Annotated in this window: 21 protein-coding genes; 7 read left to right on the top strand and 14 right to left on the bottom strand. The window is 64.2% G+C overall.

What is annotated here, in order from left to right; all coding sequences use genetic code 11:
- Window positions 1-699: 699 nt before the first annotated feature.
- The 3 genes from SKA58_RS12860 to SKA58_RS12870 all read right to left on the bottom strand — a co-directional run bounded on the left by SKA58_RS12860 (window position 700) and on the right by SKA58_RS12870 (window position 4,846).
- Window positions 700-1,830 (bottom strand): ATP phosphoribosyltransferase regulatory subunit, encoded by a 1,131-nt coding sequence (locus SKA58_RS12860; RefSeq protein ID WP_009822879.1) that lies wholly within the window; start codon window positions 1,828-1,830, stop codon window positions 700-702.
- Window positions 1,831-1,962: 132 nt separating this feature from the next.
- On the bottom strand, window positions 1,963-3,543 hold the full coding sequence (gene serA / locus SKA58_RS12865; RefSeq protein ID WP_037543156.1) for a phosphoglycerate dehydrogenase: 1,581 nt from the start codon (window positions 3,541-3,543) through the stop codon (window positions 1,963-1,965).
- 112 nt (window positions 3,544-3,655) lie between these two features.
- Window positions 3,656-4,846: a phosphoserine transaminase gene (locus tag SKA58_RS12870; protein ID WP_009822881.1), complete on the bottom strand. Its 1,191-nt coding sequence runs from the start codon at window positions 4,844-4,846 to the stop codon at window positions 3,656-3,658.
- Between the two features lie 161 nt (window positions 4,847-5,007).
- Here SKA58_RS12870 and SKA58_RS12875 point away from each other — a divergent pair, with 161 nt between their 5' ends.
- The 4 genes from SKA58_RS12875 to dapD all read left to right on the top strand — a co-directional run bounded on the left by SKA58_RS12875 (window position 5,008) and on the right by dapD (window position 8,349).
- On the top strand, window positions 5,008-5,709 hold the full coding sequence (locus SKA58_RS12875; RefSeq protein ID WP_009822882.1) for an extensin-like domain-containing protein: 702 nt from the start codon (window positions 5,008-5,010) through the stop codon (window positions 5,707-5,709).
- 90 nt (window positions 5,710-5,799) lie between these two features.
- The gene (locus tag SKA58_RS12880) at window positions 5,800-6,675 is read left to right on the top strand and encodes a TIGR00730 family Rossman fold protein (RefSeq protein ID WP_037543158.1); all 876 of its coding nucleotides are present in this window, start codon (window positions 5,800-5,802) and stop codon (window positions 6,673-6,675) included.
- Between the two features lie 166 nt (window positions 6,676-6,841).
- Window positions 6,842-7,507 (top strand): pyrimidine 5'-nucleotidase, encoded by a 666-nt coding sequence (locus SKA58_RS12885; RefSeq protein WP_009822884.1) that lies wholly within the window; start codon window positions 6,842-6,844, stop codon window positions 7,505-7,507.
- 2 nt (window positions 7,508-7,509) lie between these two features.
- On the top strand, window positions 7,510-8,349 hold the full coding sequence (gene dapD, locus SKA58_RS12890) for a 2,3,4,5-tetrahydropyridine-2,6-dicarboxylate N-succinyltransferase (protein WP_037543161.1): 840 nt from the start codon (window positions 7,510-7,512) through the stop codon (window positions 8,347-8,349).
- A gap of 41 nt (window positions 8,350-8,390) precedes the next feature.
- Here dapD and SKA58_RS12895 read toward each other — a convergent pair whose 3' ends face one another.
- The 11 genes from SKA58_RS12895 to ectA all read right to left on the bottom strand — a co-directional run bounded on the left by SKA58_RS12895 (window position 8,391) and on the right by ectA (window position 20,543).
- A complete protein-coding gene (locus SKA58_RS12895; protein WP_009822886.1) occupies window positions 8,391-9,380 on the bottom strand; it encodes a DUF2891 domain-containing protein in 990 nt (329 codons plus the stop codon).
- The gene (locus SKA58_RS12900; RefSeq protein WP_009822887.1) at window positions 9,377-10,315 is read right to left on the bottom strand and encodes a DUF979 domain-containing protein; all 939 of its coding nucleotides are present in this window, start codon (window positions 10,313-10,315) and stop codon (window positions 9,377-9,379) included. The genes SKA58_RS12895 and SKA58_RS12900 overlap by 4 nt, the downstream gene beginning before the upstream one ends.
- Window positions 10,312-10,989 carry a DUF969 domain-containing protein gene (locus tag SKA58_RS12905; protein WP_009822888.1) on the bottom strand — a complete coding sequence of 226 codons (678 nt, stop codon included), beginning with the start codon at window positions 10,987-10,989 and terminating at the stop codon, window positions 10,312-10,314. Before SKA58_RS12905 ends, SKA58_RS12900 begins: the two co-directional genes overlap by 4 nt.
- A gap of 9 nt (window positions 10,990-10,998) precedes the next feature.
- Window positions 10,999-13,170: a penicillin acylase family protein gene (locus SKA58_RS12910; RefSeq protein WP_009822889.1), complete on the bottom strand. Its 2,172-nt coding sequence runs from the start codon at window positions 13,168-13,170 to the stop codon at window positions 10,999-11,001.
- Between the two features lie 68 nt (window positions 13,171-13,238).
- Complete coding sequence (locus SKA58_RS12915; RefSeq protein WP_009822890.1) at window positions 13,239-14,570, bottom strand: MFS transporter; 1,332 nt, start codon at window positions 14,568-14,570, stop codon at window positions 13,239-13,241.
- Window positions 14,567-15,814 carry an MFS transporter gene (locus tag SKA58_RS12920; RefSeq protein WP_009822891.1) on the bottom strand — a complete coding sequence of 416 codons (1,248 nt, stop codon included), beginning with the start codon at window positions 15,812-15,814 and terminating at the stop codon, window positions 14,567-14,569. Before SKA58_RS12920 ends, SKA58_RS12915 begins: the two co-directional genes overlap by 4 nt.
- Window positions 15,815-15,840: 26 nt before the next feature.
- Window positions 15,841-17,289 carry an aspartate kinase gene (locus SKA58_RS12925; protein WP_009822892.1) on the bottom strand — a complete coding sequence of 483 codons (1,449 nt, stop codon included), beginning with the start codon at window positions 17,287-17,289 and terminating at the stop codon, window positions 15,841-15,843.
- Window positions 17,286-18,206: an ectoine hydroxylase gene (gene thpD / locus SKA58_RS12930; RefSeq protein ID WP_009822893.1), complete on the bottom strand. Its 921-nt coding sequence runs from the start codon at window positions 18,204-18,206 to the stop codon at window positions 17,286-17,288. The genes SKA58_RS12925 and thpD overlap by 4 nt, the downstream gene beginning before the upstream one ends.
- A 91-nt stretch (window positions 18,207-18,297) precedes the next feature.
- On the bottom strand, window positions 18,298-18,711 hold the full coding sequence (locus SKA58_RS12935; protein WP_009822894.1) for an ectoine synthase: 414 nt from the start codon (window positions 18,709-18,711) through the stop codon (window positions 18,298-18,300).
- Window positions 18,712-18,725: 14 nt separating this feature from the next.
- The gene (gene ectB / locus SKA58_RS12940) at window positions 18,726-20,036 is read right to left on the bottom strand and encodes a diaminobutyrate--2-oxoglutarate transaminase (RefSeq protein WP_009822895.1); all 1,311 of its coding nucleotides are present in this window, start codon (window positions 20,034-20,036) and stop codon (window positions 18,726-18,728) included.
- Window positions 20,037-20,039: 3 nt separating this feature from the next.
- A complete protein-coding gene (gene ectA, locus SKA58_RS12945) occupies window positions 20,040-20,543 on the bottom strand; it encodes a diaminobutyrate acetyltransferase (RefSeq protein WP_009822896.1) in 504 nt (167 codons plus the stop codon).
- Window positions 20,544-20,815: 272 nt separating this feature from the next.
- Between ectA and SKA58_RS12950 the strand changes: the two genes are divergently transcribed.
- The 3 genes from SKA58_RS12950 (at window position 20,816) to SKA58_RS12960 (ending at window position 22,232) form a co-directional block, all read left to right on the top strand.
- A complete protein-coding gene (locus SKA58_RS12950) occupies window positions 20,816-21,316 on the top strand; it encodes a MarR family winged helix-turn-helix transcriptional regulator (protein WP_156784201.1) in 501 nt (166 codons plus the stop codon).
- 98 nt (window positions 21,317-21,414) lie between these two features.
- Window positions 21,415-21,969 (top strand): glycoside hydrolase family 108 protein, encoded by a 555-nt coding sequence (locus SKA58_RS12955; protein WP_037543568.1) that lies wholly within the window; start codon window positions 21,415-21,417, stop codon window positions 21,967-21,969.
- Window positions 21,966-22,232, top strand: coding sequence for a 3TM-type holin (locus SKA58_RS12960; RefSeq protein ID WP_037543571.1), 267 nt, complete (start codon window positions 21,966-21,968; stop codon window positions 22,230-22,232). The genes SKA58_RS12955 and SKA58_RS12960 overlap by 4 nt, the downstream gene beginning before the upstream one ends.
- Window positions 22,233-22,236: the final 4 nt, after the last annotated feature.

The raw sequence follows: 22,236 nt of genomic DNA on the forward strand, positions 1-22,236 counted from the left end.
GCAGACAGTCTCCTTGCCACCCCTGATCGCTATTGGCCAGGTCGATTTACGCCACGAGGCCCGAGCAGCCACTCGTCCCCTCACCATTTATCGATCCGTCACTTGTTGGATTACATCGAAGCGAGAAATGCTCGTAATGTTAATCTGACACGCATAATTTCCCATAAATTTCCCAGACAAAACTCTGCCTCGCCCGCTTAGCGATGCCTTTCCAGCGATCGGAGAAAGCGTAGAGTTTTCTTTTTCCCACTGCGTAAGATACTGGAGCGCGTCCGGTTCAAATTTTAACCAGCAACCCTGTCTATACTTCCGCTTGTTCGTGCATATTTGTGGCATATCGTCACAAATATACAGTTCACTTGACTCGAAGGTCCATGCGTAGGTTCCCACTATCGCAAGATCAGGGCCATAAATCTGCCCTCTGTTGGCTCCATCCTCATATGCGTCAGTCACGTCAGACGCGCACGCGCACAGCAGGAAAACACCGCCCGCCATCATTGCCTTTGTATTTTCCAGTGCAGCACAGCGGGAAAAGAGCATAGCGAATCTCGCGAAAATGCAGAACATGCTTCACCGTAATTACGATGACGTATGGCTGCTATATTGTTTTGATCGATCGAAGCTTTTAGTCCGCTTACCACCCATCCCCGTCGTTCGTCCAAGGCGCCCGGCAAAGAGCGGGGATGCTTCGCCTATGCGTCAATAAGCGCGCGGGTCCGGGCCGTCGAGCCAGTGGGAGCAGCGGTGGGCGGCGCCGTCTTCGCCCTCGTGGAGCGCGGCGATGGTGTGCCAGCCCTGCGCCCGCAGTTCCGCCGCCCGCGCGGGGTCGTGGCCGAGCGGCAGGAACAGGCGTTTCGGGCTGTCGCCGCCGAAACCCGCGTCGATCAGCGGGTCGGGATAGAGGGAAAAGCCCATCGCCGGTTCATCCGCGCCGTCGGCGCTGGCAATGGCGTAGCTGCCGCCGCGGCCGATTTCGCCGACGAAACCTTCGGCGAAGATCGAGAAGCCGAACCAGTTCTGGAATTCAAAGCCATGGCGTTCGGTGGGATCGAGCGTCAGGGTGATGTCCCAGCCGATCGGTTTGGCGATGGCGCGCAGGCCCGCGATGCGGCTGTCGATCGCGCCGCCGACACGGGCGCTGAACGCCTCCAGCCGCTCCATCGCGGCATGGAACGGGCCGGTCGCTTCGATGAGCGGCAGATAGGCGGCGGCGGCCGGGCCATGGGCGGCGAGCGCGCCGGCATCCTTGGCGTCCAGCTCGGCGCGCACCGCCTCGACCTGGGCATCGCCAAGCGGCAGCGGGCCGGCGGCGAGCATGTCGACAAGGTCGGGCAGCGTGAAGTCGATGGTGATGCCGGTGACGCCGGCGGCCTGCAACGCCTCTATCGCGATGTTGACGATTTCGACGGCGGCGGGGACGCTGTCGCTGCCGATCAGTTCGGCGCCCAGTTGCATCTTTTCGCGTTCCGGGCGCAGCTGGGTCGCCTTCTGCCGGATAACAGGGCCGGCATAGGACAGGCGCAGCGGACGCGGCGCGGCGGCAAGGCGGGTGGCGGCGATGCGGCCGACCTGCGCGGTCATGTCCGGGCGGAAGGCCAGGGTCCGCTGCGACACGGGATCGACGACGCGCACCAGATCCTGCGCGCGCATGGAGGTGAGCCGCTGGGTCAGCGTATCCTCAAACTCCGCGAGCGGGGGCATGACCCGTTCATAGCCATGGGTCGCGACGGTATCGAGCACGCGCCGCACCAGCCGCGCGGACGCTTCGGCCTGGGGCGGCAGGCGGTCGGACAGCCCTTCGGGCAGGAGGCCGGGGGGGATGGTAGTCATGAACGGCCCTTTAGCGGAAATTGCAGGTGAGGCCATCCCCCGGCTCCGTTCGGTTCGAGCGTGTCGAGAACTGTTCTCGACGATGCTTCTCGACTTCGCTCGAAGCTGCTCGAACCGAACGGTGAGGCCGTTTCACGCGAAGCGGAGCAGCTTGACCTGGTTGACGCCAGTGAGGTTGCAGATTTCCCAGCGCAGCGGTTCGGTGACAGTGCCATCGACCGAGAGCAGCAGCACCGCTTCGCCGCCCTGGTCGCGGCGACCAAGGTGGAAGGTGCCGATATTGACGTTCGCTTCGCCGAGCGTCGAGCCTAGGCGGCCGATGAAGCCGGGCGCGTCCTGGTTGACGATGTAGAGCATCGTGCCGCCCAGATCGGCCTCCACCTTGATGCCGAACAGTTCGACAAGGCGCGGCTGGGCGTGGCCGAACAGCGTGCCGGCGACCGAACGATCGCCGTTGGCGGTGGTCACGGTGACGCGCACCAGCGTCTGATAATCGCCTTCGCGGTCATGGCGCACTTCGCGCACGTCAAGGCCGCGCTCCTTGGCCAGGAAGGGCGCGTTCACCATGTTCACCGTGTCGGAATAGACGCGCATCAGCCCGGCGAGGACGGCGGCGGTGATCGGCTTGGGGTTGAGCTGTGCGGCCTGGCCCTCGACCTCGACCGCGACGCCGGTGATGGCATCGCCTTCCAACTGGCCGATCAGGCTGCCAAGTTTCTCGGCGAGCGCCATATAGGGCTTGAGCTTAGGCGCTTCCTCGGCGCTGAGGCTCGGCACGTTAAGCGCATTGGTGATGCCGCCGTCGAGCAGATAGTCGCTGAGCTGTTCAGCGACCTGCAATGCGACATTGACCTGCGCCTCGTCGGTCGATGCGCCCAGATGCGGGGTGCAGATGAAGTTCGGGGTGCCGAACAGCGGCGATTCCTTGGCCGGCTCGGTCTGGAACACGTCGAGCGCCGCGCCCGCGACCTGGCCGCTATCGAGCGCGTCCTTGAGCGCGGCCTCGTCGATCAGGCCGCCCCGGGCGCAGTTGATGATGCGCACGCCCTTCTTGGTCTTGGCGAGGTTCTCGCGGCTGAGGATGTTGCGCGTCTGGTCGGTGAGCGGCGTGTGCAGCGTGATGAAGTCGGCCCTGGCCAGCAGCGTGTCGAGATCGGCCTTTTCCACGCCCATTTCGACGGCGCGTTCGGGCGTCAGGAACGGATCGAAGGCGACGACCTTCATCTTGAGGCCAAGCGCGCGGGTCGCCACGATCGACCCGATATTGCCCGCGCCGATGAGGCCCAAAGTCTTGCCGGTGACTTCGACGCCCATGAAGCCGTTCTTTGGCCACAGGCCCGCTTGCGTTTGCGCGTTCGCTTCGGGCAGCTGGCGGGCGAGCGCGAACATGAGGGCGATGGCGTGTTCGGCGGTGGTGATGGAGTTGCCGAAGGGGGTGTTCATGACGATCACGCCCTTGGCCGAAGCATAAGGAATATCGACATTATCGACGCCGATGCCGGCGCGGCCGATGACCTTAAGGTTGGTCGCGGCGTCGAGGATCTCCTTCGTCACCTTGGTCGACGAACGGATGGCGAGGCCGTCATAGTCGCCGATAATGGCCTTCAATTCTTCGGGGGTCTTGCCGGTGATGACGTCGACATCGACGCCGCGTTCCTGAAAGATGGCGGCGGCGCGGGGGTCCATTTTGTCGGAAATAAGGACTTTGGGCATGTTTCAGTTCCTTGTTTGCCCGTCATCCCTGCGAAGGCGGGGATCCATCTCCCGACGTTGGCACAGCAGGATGGGGCAGGAGACGGGTTCCCGCTTTCGCGGGAATGACGAATTAAGAGTGCGGAGCCTCGTGCTTGGCCTGCTCTTCAGCCTTCACTGTAGCATAGGCCCAGTCTAGCCACGGCCCTAAGGCGTCAATGTCTGCCGTATCGACAGTCGCACCACACCAAATGCGCAAACCCGCAGGCGCATCACGATAACCCGCGATGTCATATGCTGCACCTTCCTTCTCGAGAAGCGATGCAAACCGCTTAATCATGTCCTGATCGAACAAAGCCACATACAGACACACGCTGGTCTTTGAACGATATTCTGGCTCAGCAGCTAAATGATGTAGCCAGTCACGGTCGGCGACGATCTTGTCCAGAGCGGCCGCGTTGGCGTCGGAACGGGCGATCAGGCCATCAAGGCCGCCCAGCGACTTGCCCCATTCCAGCGCGAAGATCGCATCCTCGACCGCCAGCATGGAGGGCGTGTTGATCGTTTCGCCCTTGAAGATGCCTTCGGCAAGCTTGCCCTTGGCCATCAGGCGGAAGACCTTGGGCAGCGGCCAGGCGGGGGTGTGGGTTTCGAGCCGTTCGACCGCGCGGGGGCCAAGGATCAGGACGCCATGGCCGCCCTCCCCGCCCAGCACCTTCTGCCAGGAGAAGGTGGCGACGTCGATCTTCGTCCAGTCGATATCATAGGCAAAGACCGCGCTGGTCGCGTCGGCGAAGGTCAGCCCCTCGCGTGTCGAGGGAATCCAGTCGGCATTGGGCACGCGCACGCCAGAGGTGGTGCCGTTCCAGGTGAAGAGCACGTCATGGCTGAAATCGACCTGGGCAAGGTCGGGCAGCTGGCCATAATCGGCGCGGATGATGGTGGGGTCGAGCTTGAGCTGCTTGGCGGCGTCCGTCACCCAGCCTTCGCCAAAGCTTTCCCAGGCGAGCGTGGTGACCGGGCGCGCGCCCAGCATCGTCCACATCGCCATTTCAAAGGCGCCGGTGTCGGAGCCGGGGACGATGCCGATGCGATGCGTGTCGGGCAGCTGCAAAATCTCGCGCATCAGGTCGATGCAATAAGCGAGGCGGCTCTTGCCGATCTTGGCGCGGTGCGAGCGGCCGAGCGAGTCCGTGCTCAGCTTGTCGGCGCTCCATACAGGCGGCTTGGCGCAGGGACCGGAAGAGAAAAAGGGGCGCGCCGGCGTGGTGGCGGGCTTTGCGGCAGGCGCAATGGTGGCGTCGGCGGCAGTCAGATCAGTCATGTCATGCTTCTCCTTGCAGAGAGCGCGCGCGGCGTTGGGACCGCGTGGCCCGTCGGCCGCCCTAAAGATCGCGACGAAAGAGTCAAGGTGATTGTCGGAATGCGACGAGCCGAGCGGGCGGTTAACTTTCGTAAAGGATTGGCTTGGTAAACATCTGATTCATGGAAAAGCGGGCGATGAGCAATCTGCGCGGCGCGGCCACGGCTGCGTTCTTGGCAAGCATGATGACACTGGCGGGGTGCGGCGGTGACCTGGTGCCGCGCGGCAAGGTGGCGCGCGCGTCGAAACCGGTGCGTGCGCCCGCGCATGCAACACGCCCGCCATCGCAACCCGCGCTGGAAACACGGCAATGTTTCGCCAAGCTGCAATCCCAGGCGGTGTCTTTCACCCCCCTGCCCGACCGCAATTTCGGCGGTGGGTGCAATGCGATCAACAGCGTCAAGCTGCTGGACATCGGGGTGCCCACGACAGGGCTGGGCGCGATGACATGCAACCTGGCCGCCAATTTCGCGGCGTGGGCGCGCTATGGCGTGCAGCCCGCCGCACGGGTCGTCTTTGGCGCGGAAATCGAGAAAATCGAGACGTTCGGCACCTATAATTGCCGGCCGATCGCCGGACTGAGCAAGCTGAGCGAACATGCGCACAGCAACGCCATCGACGTGTCGGCCTTTGTCCTGTCGGACGGGCGGCGGATCACGGTGCAGCAGGGCTGGCATGGCGACCGGCGGACGCGCCAGTTCCTGAGCCTGATCCACGCCAGCGCCTGCAAGCGCTTCAACACGGTGCTCAGCCCGGACTATAATGCCGCGCATCACGACCATTTCCATTTTGACATGGGCGGGCGTGGAGGGTTTTGCCGCTAAAGCAGCGGGGGGGTTTTGCCGCTGAGCCAGAAGGCGATTCTGTGACCGGGCGTCTTGGCAATGTCATCGCTGACGCCTAATTGGCCATGGATGACAAGAAAAGAGATTGAGGAACGCAAGTTCCGCCCTGCCCGCGAAGAGGCAGGCGACGCCGCCAAGCAGACCGGCACTCCCCAGACGCAGAGCGCGGCCTACAGGCTGGCCTTCCAGGACGACGAGTTCCTGCTGCGCGAAGACCTGCGGCCCGTGCGCTTCCAATTGGAATTGCTCAAGCCCCAGTTGCTGATGGATGAGGCGAAGATCGAATCGACCTTCGTCTTCTACGGTTCCGCGCGGATTCCCGAACCCGATCAGGTACAGGCGCGGATCGACGCTGCGCCGACGCCGGAGCTGAAACGGCTGGCGGAAAATCTGGGGAAGAAGGCGCATTATTACGAAGAAGCGCGCAAGCTGGCGCGCATCGCCGCCCAATATCCTGTGAATGCGGCGGGATGCCGCCATTTCGTCGTCTGTTCAGGCGGCGGCCCGTCGATCATGGAAGCGGCCAATCGCGGCGCGCAGGATGTCGGCCAGACCACCATCGGCATGAACATCGTCCTGCCGCACGAGCAGGCGCCCAATCGTTTCGTGACGCCGGAGCTGAGTTTCCAGTTCCACTATTTCGCGCTGCGCAAGATGCATTTCCTGCTGCGCGCGCGGGCGCTGGCGGTGTTTCCCGGCGGCTTCGGCACGTTCGACGAGATGTTCGAGCTGCTGACGCTGATCCAGACCGGCAAGATGAAGCCCATTCCGATCCTGCTTTACGGTCGGGACTTCTGGAACCGGGTGGTCGATTTCGAGGCACTGGCCGACGAAGGGGTGATCTCCCACAAGGATCTGGACCTGCTGACCTGGGTGGAAAACGCGCAGGAAGGATGGGACGCGGTGCAGCGTTTCTACGAGGATAGCGACGCGCCGGGGTGCTAGACCAGGCCGTTCCGTTCGAGCGGCCTTGGCTTGTCGAAGGCGAGAACCATTCTCGACCGACGCATCTCGACAAGCTCGACGCCGGCTCGAACCGAACGGGTTCGTATGGCCGATCTTCTGCCCTCTTCCCCTTGCCCTCTTTCGTTGGCCGCTTTAGGGCGCGGCCATGTTGCCGGCGCTTTCCCATGTCGATACCTGGATCTTCGATCTGGACAATACGCTCTATCCGGCGAAGGCGGACCTGTTCGCGTTGATGGACGTGAAGATGGGCGAGTATATCCAGGGCCTGCTCGGCTGCGACCCGGTGATCGCGCGGGAAACGCAGAAGCGATACTTCATGGAGCATGGCACGACGCTGGCAGGCCTGATGCACCATCATGGCATCGAGCCGGGCGACTATCTGACCTATGTGCATGATATTTCGATGGACCGGCTGGCGGTGGACGAGGCGCTCAACCGCCATATCGCCGCGCTGCCGGGACGCCGCCTGATCTTCACCAATGGCGATGCGGACTATGCCGGGCGCGTGCTGGAGCGGCTGGGCCTTGGCGGCGCATTCGAGCTGATCCACGATATCCACGCCTGCCAATATGTGCCCAAGCCTGATCCGGCCGGTTATGACGCGCTGTGCAAGGTTCATGATGTCGACCCGACGCGCGCGGCCTTCTTCGAGGACATGGCGCGCAACCTGCGGCCCGCCAAGACGATCGGGATGACGACCATCTGGGTCAATAACGGGTCGGAAGCGGGCAATCATGACCATCATCCCGACTTCATCGATTTCGAAACCGACCATCTGACGCCGTTTCTGGCGCGCATTCTGGGGGAATGACCATGAGCCAAGACCTTATCGCCATCATCGACGCGGCCTGGGAAGACCGGGCCAATGTGACCCTGCAAACGCAGGGCGACGTGCGTCAGGCGGTCGACCGGGCGCTTGGGATGCTGGACAAGGGCGAGTTGCGCGTCGCCGAGCCGACAGAGGCGGGCTGGCAGGTCAATCAATGGGCGAAGAAGGCGGTGCTGCTGTCCTTCCGCCTGAACGACAATGCCCTGATCGAAAACGGCCCGGGCGCCGGCCATTGGTGGGACAAGGTGCCGAGCAAATTTGCGGGCTGGGACGAGGCCGCGTTCCGCGCCGCCGGTTTCCGCGCCGTGCCGGGGAGTTTCGCCCGCGCCGGATCGCATATCGCCAAGAATGTCATCCTGATGCCGAGCTTCGTCAATATCGGCGCGTTCGTCGATGAAGGCACGATGGTCGACACCTGGGTGACGGTGGGCAGCTGCGCGCAGATCGGCAAGAATGTCCACCTGTCAGGCGGCGTGGGTATCGGCGGCGTGCTGGAGCCGTTGCAGGCCGATCCGGTCATCATCGAAGATGACTGTTTCATCGGCGCGCGGTCCGAAGTGGTCGAGGGCGTGCGGATCGGCAAGGGATCGGTGCTGTCGATGGGCGTCTTCATCGGCCAGTCGACCAAGATCGTCGACCGCACCACCGGCGAAATCTTCATGGGGCAAGTGCCGCCCTATTCGGTGGTCGTGCCCGGCAGCCTGCCCGGCAAGCCGCTGCCCGACGGCACGCCCGGCCCCAGCCTTTATTGCGCGGTGATCGTCAAGCGCGTCGATGCGCAGACGCGGTCCAAGACCGGAATCAACGAATTGCTGCGCGACTGACGAGGCGGGTTTCGGGGAGGGCGCGGCCCCTCCCCCTTTCTTCATTCCAGCGCCAGCAGCGCGAAGGTGGCGAGCCAATGTTCGCCCATATAATCGCCCGCGACATGGGGCAGGCTGGCGTCAAGATGCACGCGCGCGGCATGGTGCGCCAGGGTATGGACCGGGTCGCTTTCGCCCAGCGCCGCAGCGATCCCGCGCCAGCACCAGGCGCGGCTGAGATTGAGGCCGTCGAGATGCGCGATCTTGCCATCGCTGCGATCCGACACGGTGGCGGGCGTGAAGAGCGTCGCCGGCTCGCCGCTCCCAAGGTCCGGCAGGAAGGCGTGAAACCATGCGGCAAAATCCGTGCGGTCGATGAGGCGGCTCATCAGCAAGGCTTCGCAGAGCGCCGGGGACAGAAATTCGTCGCCGCCCGGTTCCCACGCCTGACAGGCGCGATCCTGTGCGAACCAATGCAGCGCGCGGTCATGGATCAGCGCGGCAAGCGCGTCGTCGCGCCCCTGCGCCCAGTCGCGCGCGAGGATGAGGGCGAAGGCGATGTTGAAATGGGTGCCGACGCGCAGAGGATAGGTGAGCCTGGGCAGGAACGCATGGAAGCGGGCGGCGAAATCGTGCGCCAGCGGTTCTAGCGCCGCCGCCCAGGGCGCATCATGGCGCGCCAGTTCCGCGTGCAGCGCCAGCGCCCAGGCCCAGCCATAGGGGCGTTCGAACCCGGCGCTCATCGGGCGAGCGAGATAGGCGCGCTCGCCTGCGACATTGGCGGGCGTCAACATCGCGTCGGCGCGCGCGCGGATGGCGGGCGCCTGCGCCATGGCGGGATATAGCCGCATCAGCCGCATCACCTGCCACCAGCCATGGACGCAGCTGTGCCAGTCGAAGCTGCCATGGAAGATGGGATGATGCTCCCGCGGCGGCCGGGCATCCTGAGGTCCGGTCAGCACCAGGTCCATCTTGAAGGGATATTCGCGGCCGAGATGCGACAGGGTGAGGCCGGCGAAACGGTTGGCGATGTCGGGGGTGAGCAGGGTCATGGAAAGGCGAGCCAGTAAATGAGGAGGATGTTGACGACAAGCAGCGGGACGGCGGTGCCGACCTGCCGCTTGATGACGCCATGCTTGTCCTTGAGGTCGAGCAGGGCGGCGGGCACGAGGTTGAAGTTCGCGGCCATCGGCGTCATCAGCGTGCCGCAGAAACCCGCCAACATGCCGATGGCGCAGACGATCGCCGGGTCGCCGCCATAGGTCCGGATGAGCAGCGGCAGGCCGATGGCGGCGGTCATCACCGGGAAGGCGGCAAAGGCGTTGCCCATGACCATGGTGAAGAGCGCCATGCCAAGGCCATAGGCGATGACCGCGCCCAGGAGGCTGCCCTGCGGGATCGCCATGCTGACGATCTGGCCGACGACATCCCCCACCCCTGCCAGCGCGAACACCGCGCCGAGGCTGGCGAGCATTTGCGGCAGGATGGCGGCCCAGCCGACCGAATCCATCAGCCGCCGCCCCTGCTGGAGCGGTTCGAGCGGAGACGCGCGCAGCCAGAGGCAGCCCACTACCGAGGCGATCAGCACGCCCAGCGCCAGGGCAATCAATGTCGCCTGCTTGCCATCGAACCAGTCGGGGGCTTGTTTGAAGGCGAAGGTGCCGATGAGCGCGGTCGCCGGAATGATAAGCGCGATGACGAACAGGCGATTGCCCATGCGATCGGCCCGGTCGCGGCGCACGGCGTCGGGCAGCGCGGACTGCCCCCGCCCCATGCCGCCCAGCCCAGCCAGCGCGACAAGGCCCAGCAGCAGGACGCCATTGCCAAGATCGCCCAGCCAGTCGCCACCCCACATGCTGAGCGCCAACAAGGCCCAGAAGGCGGAGGTGGTCCAGCGGCGCGGATTGGTGCGGTCGCCAAGGCTCAGCAGGGCGAAAGCGGCGAACATCGCGCCAGCGACGGCATAGACCCAGTGCAGGGTAATCATGCCGGGTCCTCCGGTGCGCTGCGCTTCAGCCGACGGTCCAGGCGCCAGAGGCGAAAGCCATGGATCAGGAAGGCGGCGATGGCGGTCGGGATCGCCCAGACCGACAGATGCAGCGGCTCCAGGCTGATGCCATATTGCTCCAGCAGCCCCTTGATCAGCAGGATCGACCCGATGGCGAGGAAGATGTCCTCGCCGAAGAACAGGCCGATATTGTCGGTCGCGGCGGCCCAGGCCTTCACTTCCTCGCGCCGGTCATCGTCGAGATCTCCGGCCTGCGCCTCTGCCGCCGCTTCGGCGATCGGCGCGACGAGCGGGCGCACCGTCTGAGCGTGACCCGCGACCGATGTGAGGCCTACCGCCGCCAGCCCCTGGCGCAGCAGCATATAGCCGGCGAGGAACTGCCCTACGGTCGCGCCGCGCATCTTGGCGATGAGGCCGCGCGCGCGCTCCTGCAAGCCATAGGCTTCGAGCAGGCCAACGACCGGCAGCACGATCCAGATGATGCTGACATAGCGCGCTTCGTTGAACGCCTTGCCGAAAGCGGCGAGGATGGTGAGCAGGTCAAGGCCCGCCGCGATGCCGGTGACGATCGCCGAGGCGAGGATCACCAGCAGCGGATGAAAGCGCAGCAGGAAGCCCGCGACGATGATGGCGATGCCGAGCAGGACCCACATGGCCGCGTCCTACTGCCCTGGCCGATAGCGGCGTTCGACATGGCCGGCGAGTTCATCGGGATAGAAATAGACGGGCCGCAAGGTGCCGGCTGCATAGAGCGCCGACTGGTCGTTGAAATGGGGCGAGGCGGGATCGCCGCTTTCGCCGCCGACGCTGACCGCTTTGGCGTGGACGCGATCGCCGAATTCGACGGCGGCGATGAAGCTGTTGCCGCTGGTGCCATACCATTTTCGCGTGCCGGGATAGGCCCGCGCGCCGAAGGAGGCGAGCGAGCCCCAGCGCGCCGAGCTGAAGGGCACAGCGATGCTGGGCGCGGCATCGCTGAAATCCTGGGTGATGGCGCCGGTCAGCCTCTGCAACCGGTTAATGTCGCCCCAGGGCGTGCGCCAGGTGCCGAAATCGCGATCCAGCCGCTTCACGACGCTCGCCAGCAGGGTCAATTGCACGTCAGGGGACGCGGCGGCCATGCGATCATAGAGGGTGCGCGGAGCCCCCTCGCTATGGTCCAGCGTCCATTGGCGCAAATCCTCCGCCCAGTGCGCCGCAAGGCTGTTGGGCACGGACGTCAAACCCCAGCGATAATCCCAGTCGCGCAGCATGGCGATCGGTTGCGCCAGCAGCGCCTTGCGCGCATCCGTGTGGGGCAGAGTGTCCCACGCCTTCACGAGCAGCGGCAGGAAGCGCGCAAAGGCGGGCTGGTAGCTGTCGAACGCGGCCGCCGTCAGCGTGTCGAGCGTGAAATCCTGTCCCGCCGACAGCAGCATGACGGCATGGTCGCCGCGCGGATTTTCGCCCATCATGTCCATGTAACGCGGGAAGTCGGCCGCCTTCTGGCTGTCCCTGCCCGCCGCCGACCAAGGACCGTTATTGGTGTTCTGGATCCAGCCGCCCGCCGGGTTGCGCAGGGACGGCAATGCGTAAAGCGGGGTCAGCCCCTTCCAGTCGGTGGCGGGATCGCTGCCGTCCACTGGTCGACTATAGTCGAAACGGTCATCGCGAAGGGGCACGAATTGTGGGTGCAGATAGGCGATGGTGCCTTTGGCGTCGGCAAAGATGGTGTTGTTGGACGAATTGGCCTGACGTGTCGCCACTTTCACAAAGGCGGCGTAATCGCGCGCCTTCGTCCGTAAAAAGGATTGCTCCAGCGCGGGGATGGGCTTGTCCATCATGGCGAAGGCGACCCATTTGCCGTCCTGATCCCCGATGATCGGGCCATGATGGGTGCGATAGACGGTGAAGCGGCGGTCGGCGCGGCCGCCGTCTGACGCGCGATAGGCGATGGTGACGGTGGAGGCGCGGACCGGACGCTGCTGTCGGCCATAAAGATAGGTCAGTGCGCCGTCCGGCCGGCGCGTCACGGTTTCGAGAAATTCGTCGACGGCATCGACGGTGCTGGAGGTGTGCATCCACCCGGCGGTGGGGTTGAACCCCTGATAGATGAAGAATTGCCCCCAGGTTGCCGCACCATAGGCGTTGAGCCCTTCATCGCTGGTCATCTGCAGTTCGGAGCGGAAGAAGAAGCTGGTATGCGGGTTGATCCACAGCAGGGCATGGCCGCTGGCGCTCTTGCCCGGCGCGATGGCGAAGCCGTTGGAGCCGCGCGGTTCGGGGTCGGGATCGGCCATGGCGAGCGGGCGGCCGCCGGGCGCGCCGTAAAAGGCCTTGAGCCGATCGAGCGGGATGCGTTCGATGTCGCCGCCGATGCTGCCTTCGGTGAAGCTGAGCGCCATCCAGGGTTCAAAACGGGTGATGACGCGCGGCTTTACCTGCGGGTGTGTGGCAAGATAGTGGTTCAGCCCATCGGCCCAGGCGTCCATCAAGGCGCGCAACCAGGCGGGACTGGCGGCATAGTCGGCGCGCAGCTTTTGCGGGTCCATATAAAGGCGCGCACGCAAATCCTGCCAGATCGCGTCTTCGCCATCCGCCTCCGCCGTGCGGCCGAGCGCGGTCAGATAGTTGGCCTCGATCCGGTTGAAGTCGTCTTCGGCCTGGGCGTAGATCATGCCGAACACGGCGTCGGCGTCGCTGCGGCCGTGGACATGGGCGATGCCCCAGTCGTCGCGCTGAATGGTGACCCGCGCCGCCTGTTCCTGCCAGCGCGCCCTATCGGTCTTTGCGGCGACGGGATGGGCGGTAAGAAGGACGGGCAGGATGCAGGCGAGCGACAGCATGATTTTCATGGCTGCCAGCTAACTCGCTTCGCGGCCCCCTGTCATCCCCCCCTGTCATCTCCATGGTCTGTTTCGCATCAGGTCCGCGCGAACGGATCTTCGCGCAGGGACTTGCCCGCCGTTTCGGGCATGTAGCGCAGCGCGACAAGGCCGACGAGGCAGGCCGCCATCATCAGGAAGGCGGGCATGAGTTCGTTGCCGGTCCAGGAGATGAGGCCGCTACCAATCGCAGGTGCGGTGCCGCCGAACAGCGAGGTCGAGACGTTATAGGCGATGGCGAAACCGGCAAAGCGCACCGAGGTCGGGAATAGCGCGGGAAATGTTGCGGAGATGGTCGCGAGCTGCGGCACATAGCAGAGGCCAAGCAGCACGAAGCCGACAATCGCGCCGACAAGGCCGGTCGCCATCAGCAGATAGAGCGGCACGACGCCGACGAGCAGGCTGAGCAGCGAGACGCGCCACATCGCCCGTCGCCCGACCCGGTCGGACAAATGCCCAGCAAAGGGCAGGAAGACCATCATAAAGACCATGCCGATGATCGGCACCACCAGCGCTTCGTCCGTAGTGAGACCGATGCGCCGCTGAAGATAAGTGGGCATGTAGCTAAGCAGCGTATAATTAACGACATTGAGCGCCACGACCAGCCCGCCCACGACCAGCATCGGCCGCCAGTGGCGCTCCAGCAGTTGGCCAAGGCTGGGGCTTTCCGCCTTGCCGCTGGCCTGCCCATCCTCGCGGAAGATCGGCGTATCCTCCATGCGGGCGCGCAGATACATGCCGATAAGACCCATGGGCGCGGCCACCAGAAAGGGGATGCGCCAGCCCCATGCGTGCATGGCGGCGTCACCCAGCAGCAGCGAGAAGCCCAGCATCAGCAGCGCGCCGAAGGAAAAGCCCGCCAGCGTGCCGAATTCCAGGAAGCTGCCGTAAAAGCCGCGCCGGTCATCGGGCGCATATTCGGCCATGAAAGTCGCCGCACCGCCATATTCGCCGCCCGTGGAGAATCCCTGCACCATGCGCAGCAGGATGAGCAGCGCCGGCGCCCAGAAGCCGATGCTGGCATAGGAAGGGATCAGCCCGACCGCTAGCGTCGCGCCCGACATCATCAATATGGTGAGCGCGAGCACGGATTTGCGCCCCATGCGATCGCCCAGCGGTCCCCAGAAGAGGCCGCCCAGCGGACGGACGAGGAAGGAGATGGCAAAGGTCGCGAGCGCGAACAACACCGCGTCATCCACTTCTCCCGGAAACAGCGCCGCGGAGATATAGGTCACGCCATAGGCATAGATGCCATAGTCGAACCATTCGGTGGCGTTGCCGAGTGCCGAGGCCGCAATGGCCCGCCGCAGCGTCGCTTGATCGACAGACCCGGCCGCTCCGGGGGGCGCGGCGATGGTGGTGGCGGTCATGTCATGTCTCCATCGGGCAGATGATCTGCGGTATTGGGGTCAAGCAGCGACGCCATCGGGGTCGTGCGCGGCACGATCTGGAAATCCTGCTGCTCGGGCGCGGGCACCGGATCGGAGGACAATTGACGCCACAGGCCAAAACCCAGTGTCGCGCCAGCGCACAGGGCGATGAACAGGAAGAGGCCGCTTGCGCCCGCCAGCGTCATCATCGCCGCCGCGCCCATCGGCCCCAGCGCCGCACCGACCGAATAGAGCAGCACCAGCCGGCCGCTCGCCGCGACCCGTTCGGACGCGAGCAGCCGGTCATTGCTGTGCGCGACGCACAGCGGATAGAGGGCGAAGCTCAGCCCGCCAAAGGCCGCGCCCAGCACCAGCAGCGGCAGGCCGCCCCGGCTGAGCATCGACAATGCAATGCTGACCGCCAGGGTCGCGGCGAAGCTCCAGACGATCACGGCGCGCCGGTCATAGCGGTCCGACAGGCGGCCGAGCGGCCATTGCATCGCGACGCCGCCCAGAATGACGATCATCATGAAACTAGCGGTCGCGCCCAGATTAAGACCAAGGCGACGGACATGCACGGCGGCCAATCCGTAAAAGGCGCCCAGCATCAGCCCGGTCGTCACCGCACCGATCACGCCCAGCGGCGATGCGGCAAAGAGCGAGCGCAGCGAAAAGGCCGTCGCCTCCTGCGGCGCAGGCGCGCTCGACCGGGTGAGACAAAGCGGAATGATGGCCAGCGAGATGAGGATGGAGGCGATCTGGAACGGAATGGCGGGCAGCGTCCCGCTCGCGCCCAGGAGCAACTGGCCGACCGCCTGGCCGGAATAGAGCGCGACCATATAGGCGGCAAGGATGCTGCCGCGGGTTTCCACATCGGCCCGGTCGTTGAGCCAGCTTTCAAGGCAGATGAAAACGCCGGCCACGCAGACGCCGTCGATCAGCCGCAGTGCCGTCCAGAGTAAGGGGTGGTCGAGCAATACATAGGAGAGCGTGCTGGCCGACAGCAGCGCGACGAAGGCGGCGAAGGCGCGGATATGCCCGACCTGCCGCACGATGCCCCCCGCGCGCAGAGCACCTATCACAAGCCCGCCGAAATAGGCGGTGGCGACCGCGCCGATCGCCATGGTGCCGGCACCCGCCCGCTCCAGCCGCAGACTGATGAGGGTCGATAAAAAGCCACTGCCCGCCATCAGCATGAAGATGGCGAGCAGCAGGCTCTGAACGGGACGAATCGCAGCGATCATCTGGCGCGCCCGGCGGCGCGCGGCGCTCAGGCCGCGCGCCGGCCCTCCGCTGCTGCGGGTTCGTCATTATCCTCCACCAGCGCGCGGTGCAGCGCGGCGACGGCAGCGTCATATTGGCGGACATCGACAACGAACTGGACATCCACATTGCGGATCTGATGCTGCATAGCGATCACATCGATATCGGCCTGCGCCAAGGCTTTGAGCGCGTCGGGCATCAGGCCGGGGCGTGAAATGTCGCTGCCGATCACGGAGACGATCGCCACGGGGTGGGCGGAAATGGACGCGTCGGGATACCGGTCCTGCAAGTCGCCGATGACCTGCTTCACCTTGACCGCGTCGGCTGACAGATAATGGGTGATGGTGTTGGCGTTGGACGCCTTGCTGACGATCCATATGCCATGGCGGGTCAGCACCTCCAATATGGCGGCGTCATAGCCCTTCACCCCGACCATGTCCTGTTCGAAGAATTGAAGCGCCTGCGCGGTGCGGATGCCGGTGACGATTTCGACGCGAGGCGTGTCCGACACATAGTCGCCGCAGATGAGCGTGCCGCCATCTTCCCGGTCGAACGTGTTGCGGACACGCAGCGGGATGTCGGTCTGCCGCAGGCCGCGCCCGGCGCCGGGATGGATGGCCTCCATGCCAAGATTGGCGAGCTGGTCCGCCACATCATAATTGGTGCGGCCGATCTTGCGCGCCTTGTCAGTGCCGACCAGCTTCGGGTCCGCGCTCGACAGGTGAAATTCCTTATGGATGATCGCCTCACGTGCCTGCGTCAGCACGGCGATGCGCGAAAAGGTCATTTCGGAATAGCCACGCGCATAGCGGCGGACCATGCCCTCGCTGCACCCGGCATAGCCGGTGACGATCGGCAGGGTGGTGGCAAGATCGATGGGGGCGAACGCCTGTTCGATGCGTTCATCAAGGCCGCGCATATCCTGCTGATCCCAGAGCGTCAGATCGACAAAGCAGGCGTTGACCCCGCGATCGCGCAGCAGCAGCGCGGTCGAATGGGCGCTGTGCGCTTCGCCGAGCCCGGCAAGCAATTCGCGCACCGTGATCAGCTGTTCCTTGACGCAGAACCGGCCATGGCTGCGCAGGCGGGCCAGATCGTCGAGGCAGGCGGCAACCGCGTCGATGCGCGCATCGACAAAGGCATTGGCTTCGGCCAGGCTCTCGGCGCGCGCGAACATATCGGCGTTGCGCGCATGCATAGCGCCGCGCACCGTTTCGATCGCGTCGCGCCAGCCATCGGCGCCGTCGTCGGCGACGAAACGGGCATAGACGCCGGGCTTGCCCGATTTCTTATGTTCCAGCAGCAGGTCGGTCATGCCGGCATAGGCGGACACGACGAAGACGCGATTATAAAGGTCCGCGCCCTTGCGCCCCGCGATCAGAACATTGTCGAACAGCACGGCGGTGGCCGCCATCGACGTGCCGCCGATTTTTTCCACACTATGTTGGCCGCTCATGCCAGCGCCTCCTCCATCAAAAGTCCCGTGACCGGCGTAATGGCCTCCGGCTCTCCGCGCGCGGCGATGAATTCGGGGCGCGGTTTGTCAACGCCGAAGGGCGCAGTCAGGCGGTTGCTGACCGCATTATAGACCATGAAGGCGTTGGCGCGGGGGAAGGGCGTGATGTTGCCGTTCGACCCGTGCATGGTGTTGCAGTCGAAAATGACGACCGACCCGGGCTTTCCGGTCGGCGCGACGATGCCATGCTTGTGCGCCAGTTCGGCCAGGCTGTCTTCGTCCGGTACGCCATATTCCTGTTTCTTCAAGGACTGGCGATAATGATCGTCGGGCGTTTCCCCGATGCAGGTGAGGAATGCCTTGTGGCTGCCGGGAATCAGCATCAGCGGGCCGTTATTGGGCGTATTGTCCGCCAGCAGCACCGACATGGACAGCGCGCGCATGCGCGGCATGCCGTCTTCCACATGCCAGGTTTCAAAATCGCTGTGCCAGAAAAATTCCTTGCCGGTGAAGCCGGGCTTATAGTTGAGGCGCGACTGGTGAATGTAGACGCGATCACCCAGCAGGAACTGCGCGACGCCGGCCAGACGCCTGTCGGCGGCCAGGCGACCGATCACATCGCTCTGCGCGTGAATCTTGAAGATCGAGCGGACTTCCTTGCCGCCCGGTTCGGTGATGACGGTTTCGTCTTCCAGCGCTTGCGGATCGGCCAGCAGCTTGCCGGCCTCGCGCTGCAGGAATGCGACTTCGGCGTCCGAGAAAATATCTTCCAGGACAAGAAAGCCGTCGCGGTCGAACTGGTCGGCCTGGGCGCGGCTGACGGGTGCGTCTTCGCGCCATTGGCTATGCACGACAGGATCGAGGCGCGGCAGAAATTCCGCCGCATCGGCATGGCGGGACGGGTAGACGTCTTGCATGGGACTTCCCCCCTTTTGATGGTGATGACTAAAAATCGAGCGAGGCTTTCCGTCCGGTCTCGCTACGGACGGAAAGCCTTCGCACCGCCGGTCAATCGACGAATGCGGGTTCCTTGACCTGCTCGGAATCGGCGGGATAGGCGCCGCTTTCGTCATGCACTTCCTTGCCGGTGACAGGTGGATTGAATACGCAAGCGCACAATATGTCGGTTTCGGGCCGGACGATATGCTTGTCATGCTTGTCGAGCGCATACATGACGCCCGGCGCCAACTGATGCGTCACGCCCTCGCCCAGATCCTCGATCGTGCCGGTGCCCTTGAGCACCAGAACCGATTCCAGATGGTTCTGATAGTGCATGTGCAATTCCTCGCCCGCGTACATGGTCGTGACGTGGAAGGAAAAGCCCATATTGTCGTCCTTCAGCTGAAGGCGGGCGCTTTCCCAGCCCTTGGACTTGATGTTGCGGTCGGACTTGCGGATGTCCTGAAGCTTGCGGATGAACATGTCTGTCTTCTCCTTTATTCTGCGGCGACGCCATAGGTGACGGTCAGCGCGGAACGGACGGCTTCCTCAAGAATGTCGAGACCCGCCGAAAGGACGGCGTCGTCGATCACGAGGGGCGCCAGCACCTTGACGATTTCGTCATGCGCGCCGCTGGTTTCGATGATGAGCCCCTGCGCAAAGCAGGCGGCGGTGATGGTTCCGGCGACCTCGCCCGACCCCACGTCAATGCCGCGCATCATGCCGCGACCGCGAGTCGAGAGGCCATGTTCGGCGGCCATCGCGTCGAGCCGCCGCTCCAGCAGCGCGCCGCGACGGGCGACGTCCTGCTGAAAGGCGTCGTTGCTCCAGAAATGGCGCAGCGCAGCCGTGGCGGTAACGAAGGCGTGGTTGTTGCCACGGAAGGTGCCGTTATGTTCGCCCGGCGACCACTGGTCGAGTTCCGGGCGGAACAGGGTGAGGGCAAAGGGCAGGCCCATGCCCGACAGCGACTTCGCCAGCGTGACGATGTCGGGGGTGAAGCCCATGCCTTCGAAGCTGAAGAAATTGCCGGTGCGACCAACGCCTGCCTGAATGTCATCGACGATCATCAGCGCGCCATGGCGCTTGGCGATTTCGGCGATCTTACGCAGCCATTCGGGCGACGCGGCATTGAGACCGCCTTCGCCCTGCACGGTTTCGACCAGAATGGCAGCGGGGGCATCCAGGCCGCTCGATGGATCGGACAGGCGGCGCTCCAGCAGCTCGGCCGTATCCACGTCGGGGCCATGATAGCCGTCATAAGGTTCATGACTGACATGGTTGAGCGGCACGCCCGCGCCACCGCGCTTGGCGGCGTTGCCGGTGCAGGCGAGCGCCCCCAGCGTCATGCCGTGGAAACCGTTGGTGAAGGCGATCACCAGTTCGCGCCCAGTGATCTTGCGCGCCAGCTTGATCGCCGCCTCGACCGCGTTGGTGCCGGTCGGTCCGGTGAACATGGCGCGATAATCCAGGCCACGCGGCGTGAGAATGACGTCTTCCAACGTCGTCAGGAAATCTTCCTTGGCGTCGGTGTGAAGGTCAAGGCCGTGAGTCACGCCGTCATTGGCGATATAATCCATCAGCGCGGTCTTGAGCACCGGATGATTATGGCCATAGTTCAGCGTCGAGCAGCCCGACAGGAAGTCGAGATAGCGACCGCCCTGCGTATCGTGCATCCACACATCCTGCGCCTTGTTGAACTGGCGCGGCATCGAGCGGGCATAGCTGCGTACGCCCGATTCACGGCGTTCGTAAATAGCGCGGTCGGGAATGGACGAGGTCGGTTTGGGAAGAAGGGTCGTGGTCATGGCTCAAATGTCCTCCTGTTGGTGCCGCCCCTTTGGGGTCAGCGGACCGATGCGCGCCTGCCATTCTGTGGCATGGGCACCGGCGAAATGGGCTTCGCGTTCGAAACGGGCGGTCTTTTCCAGCGGCGCGCCCCAATTGCGGGCCAGCCCCTGAAACAGCGCCCAGGACGCGTCATTGTCATCAGTGATGGTCGTCGTCAGATGCGTGACGCCATCCTGTTCCGGCCGGCCAAGCAAGGCATCGATCATGCGGCTCGCGAGGCGCTGGCCACGCGCCGCGGATGACACCGCGACCTGCCAGACGAAGAAATTTTCCCGAGCGACGGGCGAACGATAGCCCGATACCCATCCGACCACCGCGCCGTCGCGGGTCGCAACGATGCAGCTGTCGGCGAAATCGGTGCATTGCAGCAGGTTACAATAGGCCGAATTGGGATCGAGCGGCGGGCATGCCGCGATCAACGCCGTAATGGCCGGCCCGTCAGTGCCGACAGGCTTGCGAAACATGATGTCCTGCTCCGTATCCGGATCAGGACGCGCAGAAGCCCGTGGCGGCACAGCCGCTGTAGCTTGAGTGTCGAAGATTGTTCATCTCCCGAATTATTTTCTAGGCGAAGGACTCAATGCCTTCTCGATACGGGCTGGAATATGCCATTTTTGACGAATTTTTCAACCCCAGCCTTGAAATTTTATTTTGCAGTGCGAAGTATTTTGGCTGGCGGAAAAAGGAGCGAAGACAATGTTGGTGGCCATGCTTTGGTTCCGCTATGGAGCCAAATATGCATGCTAATATCGCCACCCAGACCCTGCGCGCGCTCCGCCGGATCATGCGCGCCACCGAGATTGGCAGCCGCCAGCTGGCGGCGGCCACCGGCCTGACGCCTTCGCAATTGCTGGTGCTGCGCGAGATCGATTCGCGCGATGCAGCAACGCCCGGGGCCATCGCCCATGCGCTGCATTTCAGCCAGGCAACGATTACCACGATCGTCGATCGGCTGGTCGCGCTCAACTATGTCCAGCGTCAGCGCAGCGAACGCGACAAGCGCCAGTCGCATCTGCGAATCCTGCCGGACGGCGTGGCCGCGTTGGCGGATGCGCCCGATCCCTTGCAGACGAAGTTCACCGACGGGTTCGGCAAACTGGAGCCCTGGGAACAGGCGATGATCCTGGCGTCGGTCGAGCGCCTGTCATCCCTGATGGGCGCGCAGGATATCGACGCCGCGCCGCTGCTGGACAGCGGACTGATCGACCGGTCAGAACCGGTATGGCAGGTCGACTAAGCGCGATCAGTAACGCGATACACCCTCGCAACTTCCGCTGTCCTACAGATAACCATATGGGATAAATGCTCTGCCTCATATCGAAGCAGGAGGCAGCCATGGACGTGCAGGATTTGATTGACGAGGTGATCGCGCGCGAAGGCGGCTATAGCGATCATCCTGCGGACCGGGGTGGCGCCACCAATATGGGCATCACGCATGCGGTCGCGCGCGCCAATGGCTATTTCGGCGCGATGCAGGCGCTGCCGCGCGCCACGGCGGAATCGCTCTATCGCCGCCTTTACTGGGAGCAGCCCGGCTATGCCTTTGTAGCGGAACTGTCCTGGTCACTGGCGGCGGAATTGTTCGACACCGCGGTCAACATGGGCCCGCCGACCGCGACGGGATTTTTGCAGCGCGCGCTCAACGCGCTTAATCGCAATCAGAAGGACTATCCCGACATCAAGGTCGATCGCCTTCTGGGCGGGCGCACGCTCGGAGCGCTGCGCGCGTTTCGCGCGCTGCGCGGCCCGTCGGGGGACATAGTGCTTTTGAAGGCGATGGAGGCGCTGCAAGGCGAGCGCTATATCGCGCTGGCCGAAAGCCGCCCCGCCAACGAGGCCTTCCTTTATGGATGGCTGGCCAACCGGATCGGTTCGGGCGCGCGGTCATGAGCGATGCGGGAGAGACCGAGCCGGACATCTGGACGCGGCGCGCGCGCCCGGCCTTTCTCTATGTCATCTATGCGCTGCTGCTCTGGTCCATCCCGATGGGGCTGATCGCCGGTATCGACCCAGACATGGCCGCCGCCATCACGGCGGGCATGCACGCCTATCTCAACGCGCTGCCCGAGCCGCTCTACGCGCTCTTTGGCACGGGGTATCTGGGCTATACCGCCGCGCGCGTGTGGGGGAAGGCGAAGGGCAGAGAGCGATGATGCA

The sequence above is a fragment of the Sphingomonas sp. SKA58 genome (genome assembly GCF_000153545.1).
Lineage (GTDB): Bacteria > Pseudomonadota > Alphaproteobacteria > Sphingomonadales > Sphingomonadaceae > Sphingobium > Sphingobium soli.